Genomic DNA, 7,920 nt, shown 5'->3' on the forward strand with positions numbered 1-7,920 from the left:
CTCGGCGAGGGCCGTGACGGCGGCGGCGCTGGCGACGTCGCCGTGCGGGTGGCCGCCCATCCCGTCGGCGACGGCGAGCAGCGACGGGCCGGCGAGCGCCGAGTCCTCGTTCACGCGCCGCCGCCTGCCGATGTCCGTCCCCGCCGCGTACCGAAGAGAGAGGTGAGCCATGTACGCCAGCAAAGCACGTTAAAACTCAATTCACAAGCAACTTGAAGATGACATGGGCTTGCACAGCCCCGCCCCCACCCGCCGGGCGGGGCCGATCCCGGCCGGAACCGGGCGAAAGATCAACGCGGGGCGGTGAAGCGGTATACCGTTCCAATCGACACCGACCCCCACCTACTGCGCAGATGCGGAGCGGGCCGTGAACGACGACCAGCCCTCGATCGCCGACATCCCCAACGACGTGCCGACCTCGGCGCGCGCCTACGGATGGCTGCTCGGCGGCAAGGACAACTACGAGGTCGACCGGCAGTTCATCCGGGGCCAGCTGGAGCACCACCCGGCCGGGCTTGACATCACCCGGCAGAACCGGCTGTTCCTCTACCGGGCCGTCCGCTACCTGACGGCCGAGGCCGGCATCCGGCAGTTCATCGACATGGGGTGCGGGCTGCCGACCGACGCCAACGTGCACCAGGTCGCGCGGCAGTTCGCGCCGGACGCCCGCGTCGTGTACGTCGACATCGACCCGATCGTGCTCGCGCACGGCCGCGCGCTGCTCGCCGGCGACGCGTCCACCACGGTGATCACCGCGGACATGCGCGACCAGGACGCCGTGCTGGAGCACGAGGACGTCAAGCGGCTCATCGACTTCTCCGAGCCGGTCGCGACGCTGTTCCTGTCCGTCGGCCACCACCTGCCGGACGCCGACGACCCGAAGCGGATCCTGCACGCCGTCATGGACCGCGCGGCGGCGGGCAGCCACCTGACGTTCTCCCAGGTCGCGTGCGACGACCCGGTGCGCAGCGCGGAGATGACCGCGCAGGTCACCAGCGCCGGGATCCCGTGGCAGACGCGGACGCCGGGCGAGATCGACGCGCTGCTGGCGGACTTCGACCCAGTGGAGCCGGGCCTGTGCAACCTCGTGGACTGGCGGCCGATGGACCTGCAGCCCCCGCTCGCGCCCGTCCCCGAGGAGCTGCGCCAGTACGAGGGCGCCTCGAAGCTGGACACCGGCATCTACGAGTACGGCGGCGTCGTCCGCAAGCGCTGACGCGGCCGCCGGTCCGGACGGGCCGTCCTCCACCCAGGTGGAGGGCGGCCCGTTTTCTCGTGCGCCGCCCGGACCCCGGGATGGGACGTATCCGGACACATCATGCTACGTTGCATTGAAAACCGTTTTCATTTCCAGGAGCAGCGCACATGTCCCCTCGTCCCTCCCGCCTGCGCCGGCCGTCGCACCGCGCCGCCGCCGTCGCCGCGGCCGCGGCCGTCCCCCTGCTCGCGCTCGCCGCCTGCGGCTCGTCGTCCGGAGCCGAGCCCGCGAAGCCGTCCGGTGGCACCGTGCGGGTCGTCGCCTCCACCAACGTCTACGGCGACATCGCCCGGACGATCGGCGGCGCCAAGGTGGCCGTCACCTCGTTCATCAGCGACCCCGCGCAGGATCCGCACTCCTACGAGGCCGGGACGCGCAACCGGCTCGCCCTCGGCAGGGCCCAGGTGGTGATCGAGAACGGCGGCGGCTACGACGACTTCATGGGCACGATGCTGAAGGCGTCGGCGTCCAAGGCCGAGGTCCTCGACGCGGTGCGGATCTCGGGACGGACGGCGCCCGCGGGCGGCGAGCTGAACGAGCACGTCTGGTACGACCTGCCGTCCATGGCGCTGCTGGCCGACCGGCTGTCCGCCGCGCTCGCGAAGGCCGGCCCCGCCGCCGCGCCCACGTTCAGCGCCAACGCCACCGCGTTCAAGGCGAAGCTGAAGGACCTCGAAGGGAAGGTCGCGGCGCTCAAGGCCGCGCACTCCGGGGACGGCGTGGCCATCACCGAACCGGTCCCCCTCTACCTCCTCGAAGCGGCCGGGCTGCGCAACGAGACGCCGGAGGAGTTCAGCGAGGCGATCGAGGAGGGCGACGACGTCGCGCCGCGCACGCTGCGCGAGACGCTCGGGCTGTTCGGCGGCGGGAAGGGCGCCGGCAAGGTGAAGGCGCTCGTCTACAACGCGCAGACGAGCGGCCCGCAGACCGAGCAGGTCGAGAAGGCAGCGAAGGACAACGGCGTCGCCGTCGTGCCGGTCACCGAGACCCTCCCGTCCGGCCAGGACTACGTCACCTGGATGGACGGCACCATCGCCGCGCTCGGGAAGGCGCTGTCGTGATCCGGATGCGCGGGGCGGAACTCCGCTACGGCGAGCGGACGGTGTGGAGCGGGCTCGACCTCGACGTGGCCGCCGGGGAGTTCGTCGCCGTCCTCGGGTCCAACGGGTCCGGCAAGACGAGCCTGCTGAAGGTGCTGCTCGGGCTGCGGCGGCTGTCGGCCGGGACGGTGACGGTCGGCGGCCGCCCGCCGCGCCGCGGAAGCGACCTCATCGGGTACGTGCCCCAGCACCGCAGCGTCCCGCCGCACACCCCGCTGCGGGCCCGCGACCTGGTGCGGCTCGGCGTCGACTGGCACCGCTGGGGGCCGCGGCTCCCCGACCCCGCCGCGCGGCGCCGGGTCCGGGACGCGCTGCGCGACGTCGGCGCGGAGGCGTTCGCGGACGTCCCCATCGAGCTGCTGTCGGGCGGCGAGCTGCAGCGCGTCCGGGTCGCGCAGGCCCTCGCGTCCGATCCGCGGCTGCTGCTCTGCGACGAGCCGCTCGCCTCGCTGGACGCCGCGCACCAGCGGACCGTCAGCGAGCTGGTCGGGCGGCGGTGCCGGGAGCACGGCACCGCCGTCGTGTTCGTCACCCACGAGGTCGAGCCGGTGCTGCCGTTCGCCGACCGCGTCCTGCGGATGCCCGGCGAGCCCGGCGCGGAGGCCGCGTGATGTGGCACGAGATCGTCAACTTCGACGACTACGGGGCGCTGCTCGGGCTCGTCCGCAACTCGCTGATCGCGGGCGCGGTGCTCGGCCTCGTCGGCGGGCTCGCCGGGACGTTCGTCGTGATGCGCGACCTGGCGTTCGCGGTCCACGGCATCAGCGAGCTGTCGTTCGCCGGCGCCGCCGCCGCGCTGCTGCTCGGCGCCGGCGTCGCGGGCGGCTCGATCGCGGGCGCGCTGCTGGCCGCCGCGCTCATCGGCGTGCTCGGCACCCGGGCGCGCGACCGCGGCTCGGTCATCGGGGTGCTGATGCCGTTCGGGCTCGGCCTCGGCGTGCTGTTCCTGTCGCTGTACAAGGGCCGCGCCGCCAACAAGTTCGGCATCCTCACCGGGCAGATCGTCGCGATCGACACGCCCCGGCTGTCATGGCTGCTCGCCACGTCGGCGGTGGTGCTGGTGTGCCTTGCGGTCATGTGGCGGCCGCTCGCGTTCGCCAGCCTCGACCCGGACGTGGCGGCGGCGCGCGGCGTCCCGGTGCGCGCCCTGTCACCGGTGTTCATGCTCGTCCTCGGCCTCGCCGTCGCCGTGTCCGTGCAGGTCGTCGGGGCGCTGCTGGTGCTCGCGCTGATCTGCACGCCGGCCGCCGCCGCGGTGCGGGTGACCGCGTCGCCGGTGCTGGTGCCGGTGCTCAGCGCCGCGCTCGCGACCGTGTCGGTGGTCGGCGGGATCCTGCTGTCGCTCGGCGCCGGCGTCCCGATCAGCCCGTACGTCACCACGATCTCGTTCGTGCTGTACGCGGCGTGCCGCGCGGCCGGCGCCGTCCGCGCCCGGCGCGGGTGGACGGCCCGCGCGCACGCCCGGCGGGCCGACACCGTCCCCACATGATCTCTTGACGCCCGCTCGGCACTGGCGGCCGGGCGGGCGCGGACCGCCGGTCGCCGTGTCCGGAATTCCGGACCCCTGTTCGCCGGGACGTTGCGATTCGCTTACCCGCCGATGGGCATCGCCGCAGGTCGGCAGGGCATCAGTGCTCTGCGACTGCAGGGCGACAGGGAAGGGGACGCGATGTGGGACTTCGCGGGCCGGGACACCGCCATCGACCTGGGGAGCGCGACGGTGCGGATGCATGTGCGGGACCGCGGGGTCGTCGCGCGCGAGCCGTCGCTGCTCGCCCGCTGCCTGCACACCGGCAAGATCCTCGCGCTCGGCCTCCCCGCGCAGGAGATGGCTGGCCGCAACCCGGACGTCCGCCTCGTCCGGCCCATCCGCGAGGGCGCCCCCACCGAGACCGACGAGGCCGAGTACCTGATGCGCGCCCTCGTCCGCACCCACCACAAGCGCCGCTACACCGCGCGGCCCCGCCTGATCGTGACGGTGCCGAGCGGCATGTCGTCCGTGCATTACCGGGCGCTGCAGTTCTCGGCGTTCCAGGCCGGCGCGCGCCGGCTCACGCTCGTGCCGACGCCGATCGCCGCCGCCATCGGGATGGGGCTCACCTCCTCCGGGCGGCCGGAGATCGTGGTCGTCGCCGACATCGGCGCCGACATCACCGACGTCGGCGTCATCTCCTTCGGCGGCCTCGTCACCTCGCACACCGCGCTCGTCGGCGGCTCGTCGCTGGACCGGGCGATCGTCGCGATGGTCCGCCGCGAGCACAAGGTGCGGATCTCCCAGGCGAGCGCCGAGGCGGCGAAGCTGGAGGTCGGCGCGGTGCCGCCGATCGGCCGCCGCCCGCTGCGGCAGACCGTCGTGCACGGCCGCGACCTCACCACCGGCATGCCGCGCGGGATCGTCCTCACCACCGCCGACGTCGCCCGCGCCATCGCCGCGCCGGTCGGCGAGATCGTCGCCGCGATCCAGCAGGGGCTGTCCGGCTGCGGCCCGGAGATCTCCGGGGAACTGCTCGGCGTCGGCATCACGCTGACCGGCGGCACCGCCCGCCTGCCGGGCCTGGACCGGCTCATCCAGGAGCGCACCGGCCTGGCCGCGCGCATCGGCGACGACACCGGCGACGCCGCCGTCATCGGCGCGGCCGACGTGCTGCGCTCGTCCGGGTCGCAGGAGCCGCCGGCGCGCCGCAGCTCGCCGCGCCCGCACCTGCTCACCACCGTGCCCGAGCAGTGACGGGTCGTCCGGGCCCGCCGGGGCGGCTAGGCTGCCGCCCGGCAGGGCCGTAGCGCAGAGGTCGACGCACCGCCCCATCAAGGCGGAGGACGCCGGTTCGAATCCGGCCGGTCCTGCTCCCGGTCACTGCGAAGAGGGGGTGCGCGTGGCCTCCGGAGCGCCCGTCGTCCCGCCCGCGGAGCTCTCGCCCTGGGCCCGCGCCTGGCTCCACGGCTGGCGGCGGACGCGCCGCCACCGCGTCCCCCGCTGGATGATCGAGCGGTCGGCCCGGCACCGGCGGGCGGGCGACTGGCGCGGTGCCTGCGCGGCGGCGCACACCGACGTCGCGTTCACGCTGGACGGCGTGGCGCGCGACCACGGGTCCGCCGTGGCCCGCCGGCTCTCCGAGGACCTGCGGCATCTCGTGCCCGACCTGCTCCGCTGGCACCTGCCCCGCGGGCCCGGCGACCTGAGCGTCTTCGACGAGCACCTGAGGTTCGTCCTCGCCCGGTACGGCGACGGCGGCCCCGTGCTCCAGGTGTTCGGACCGCCGTCCCTGCGGGCGCCGCAGCGGCTGCGGCTGGTGATCGCCGCCTCGGCCGACCGGCGAGCGCACGACTGGACGGGCGGGCGCCGGCTGTTCGACGACCGGCACTGCGGGGAGCTGATCGACGACTGCGGCGGCGCCGGCCGCATCCCGTTCTTCCACGCCGACGGGACGCCGCTGGCCGCGGAGGAGCTGCCCACGTGCGATCCGGGCCCGGGCGACGCGCTGGCGCGCGCCGAATGGTCGATCATCCGCTACGAGCGCGGCGACACCGCCGGCGCCTTCTCCGCCGCGGGCTTCGATCTCCGGCCGCCGCCGGACCCGGACGGCCGGGACCGGTTCATGGACACCGTCCGCTCTTACCTGGACCGGCCGCCGACGCTGGCCGGCCGGCTGGGCCGGCTGGTCGCCGAGCGCGGTGGCGGGCCGGTCACCGTCGTCCTCGGCTCGCCGTACGTCCCGGTCCGGGCCGTGGCCGTGGAGGCGGGCGGCGGGCGCGCCCGGCCGCTGGTGCGCCCGGCGGCGGGGGGCGAGTTCCGGAGCGCGGCGGCACCGGACCACTGGCGGCTGCGCCCGGACACCCACCTGCTGCTCGCGGGCATGATCACGCCGGACGAGCTGCATCCGCTGATCCGGTCCGCGCTGTTCCCCGCGCGTCCCGCCGCCGGACCCGTGGGGCCGCCGGACCCGGGGCCGCCGGAGTCCGTGCGGGTCCGCTGCGGAGGCGAGTGGCACGAGGTCCGCTGGTCGGGCGGTGCGCTGCTGGCGCCGCACAGCGCGGACGAGGAGCGGCGCGAACTCGCCCTGCGCGCGCTCGGCGGGGAGGTCTCCGGCTGCTTCGCCGTGCGGGAGGCGTGGCGGACGGGTCGCGGCCGGTTGCCGCGCGAGCTGCGGCGCCAGCGGAGCGAGGTCTTCCTGCGAGCGCTGCACGGCGACACCCCCGGTGTCCTCCGCCTGCTGGACGCGGGCATGGATCCCCATGCGCGCGACGGCGAGGGGCGCACGCTGCTGCACTTCCTGTACGCCATGGATCACCGCCTCGTCCTTCCCCGGCTGCTGGCGGCCGGCCTCGATGTGGACGCGCGCGACCGGTCGGACCGGACGCCGCTGGCGGCGGCGGTCACCGAACACGGATCGTTTGCGGTGGTCCGGGCGCTGCTGGAGGCCGGAGCGAGCAGGGAGACCGCGGCGGGCCGCTCCGGTGCCCGGGGGGCGTTCGCGCGGCTCATCCGGCAGCACGGGCGCACGGACCTCGAACCGCTGCTCGGCGAGTCGTGAAGATCGTCGAAAATCGACCGGTTCGCCGGGACGGTTCCGTTACGCTGCCGGTGGCGGGGCTGTAGCGCAGCGGTCGACGCGCCGCCTGCTCGGCGGAGGACGCCGGTTCGAATCCGGCCGGCTCCGCCCCTGATCCGGCTGACGGGGGCGAGGGAGTGCAGTGACGGCCGTTGCGCGAGCCGAGGAGCCGCGACCGCCGGTCGAGGACGAGGCGCCCCGCCCCGACGAGCTCGCGGCCTGCCTCCGGCTGCTGGAGCGCGCGCGGGCCACCGACCCTGACGATCCGCGCTGGCGGGCCGTCCATGAGGCGGCTTCGCAGCTGCACCGGTCCGGCAAGAAGGCACGGAAGGCCGCCCGCCGGACGCAGCGCCGCGCCGAGGACCTCGACGCTCTGGCCGCCGCGACCCGCTTCCAGGATCAGAACCCCGGCGCCGACCCGGAGCCCGCCCCGCCGAAGGCAGCCCCGGCGACGACGGCGCCGGAGAAGACGGCGTCCGGGCGGGTGCTGGGGCGGGCGCGCGCCTGCTATGTCTGCAAGGCGCCGTACCGGGACGTGCACCCCGACTACCACCTGATGTGCCCGGAGTGCGCGGCGGAGAACCTGGCGCGCCGGCACGCCCGCTGCGACCTGCGCGGGCGGCGCGCCCTCGTCACCGGCGGCCGGATCAAGATCGGCTTCCAGGTGGCGCTGAAGATGCTCCGCGACGGCGCGGAGGTGCTGGTCACCACCCGGTTCCCGCGCGACGCGGCGCGCCGGTTCGCGGCCGTCCCCGACTCCGCGGAGTGGCTGCCCCGGCTGCACGTCCACGGCGTCGACCTGCTGGACCTGCCGGGCGTCGCCGGGCTGCTCGACGCGGTACACGCCCGGTTCGACCATCTGGACGTCCTGGTGAACAACGCGGCGCAGACCGTCCGGCGGCCGCCCGCCTACCACCGGGAGGTGCGCGCGGCGGAGGCGCTGCCGCTGACCGGCGCGGCGGCGCGCGTCGACGTCGCCGAGGGCGCGCGGGCCGCGCTGGAGGCGGGCCCG

At 75.3% G+C, this 7,920-nt stretch carries 7 protein-coding genes and 2 tRNA genes; all 9 read left to right on the top strand.

All coding sequences use genetic code 11. From position 1 onward, the window contains the following. Window positions 1–367: 367 nt before the first annotated feature. Window positions 368–1,216: an SAM-dependent methyltransferase gene (locus F9B16_RS47210; RefSeq protein WP_151546801.1), complete on the top strand. Its 849-nt coding sequence runs from the start codon at window positions 368–370 to the stop codon at window positions 1,214–1,216. 149 nt (window positions 1,217–1,365) lie between these two features. After that, window positions 1,366–2,319, top strand: coding sequence for a metal ABC transporter solute-binding protein, Zn/Mn family (locus F9B16_RS47215; RefSeq protein ID WP_151546802.1), 954 nt, complete (start codon window positions 1,366–1,368; stop codon window positions 2,317–2,319). Window positions 2,320–2,324: 5 nt separating this feature from the next. Continuing rightward, on the top strand, window positions 2,325–2,969 hold the full coding sequence (locus F9B16_RS47220) for a metal ABC transporter ATP-binding protein (RefSeq protein WP_151546806.1): 645 nt from the start codon (window positions 2,325–2,327) through the stop codon (window positions 2,967–2,969). Beyond that, window positions 2,969–3,847, top strand: coding sequence for a metal ABC transporter permease (locus tag F9B16_RS47225; RefSeq protein WP_151546807.1), 879 nt, complete (start codon window positions 2,969–2,971; stop codon window positions 3,845–3,847). Before F9B16_RS47220 ends, F9B16_RS47225 begins: the two co-directional genes overlap by 1 nt. Before the next feature lie 180 nt (window positions 3,848–4,027). Further along, window positions 4,028–5,086 (top strand): rod shape-determining protein, encoded by a 1,059-nt coding sequence (locus tag F9B16_RS47230; protein WP_192809349.1) that lies wholly within the window; start codon window positions 4,028–4,030, stop codon window positions 5,084–5,086. A gap of 43 nt (window positions 5,087–5,129) precedes the next feature. Beyond that, window positions 5,130–5,202 (top strand) — tRNA-Asp (locus F9B16_RS47235). Window positions 5,203–5,231: 29 nt separating this feature from the next. Next, window positions 5,232–6,890, top strand: coding sequence for an ankyrin repeat domain-containing protein (locus tag F9B16_RS47240; RefSeq protein WP_151546804.1), 1,659 nt, complete (start codon window positions 5,232–5,234; stop codon window positions 6,888–6,890). A 55-nt stretch (window positions 6,891–6,945) separates the two neighbouring features. Then, a tRNA-Ser gene (locus F9B16_RS47245) sits at window positions 6,946–7,016 on the top strand. 34 nt (window positions 7,017–7,050) lie between these two features. Continuing rightward, on the top strand, window positions 7,051–7,920 hold an 870-nt coding region (locus F9B16_RS47250), incomplete at its 3' end, for an SDR family NAD(P)-dependent oxidoreductase (RefSeq protein WP_151546805.1).

Origin of the sequence: Actinomadura montaniterrae, from assembly GCF_008923365.1 — a bacterium.
Taxonomy (GTDB): domain Bacteria; phylum Actinomycetota; class Actinomycetes; order Streptosporangiales; family Streptosporangiaceae; genus Spirillospora; species Spirillospora montaniterrae.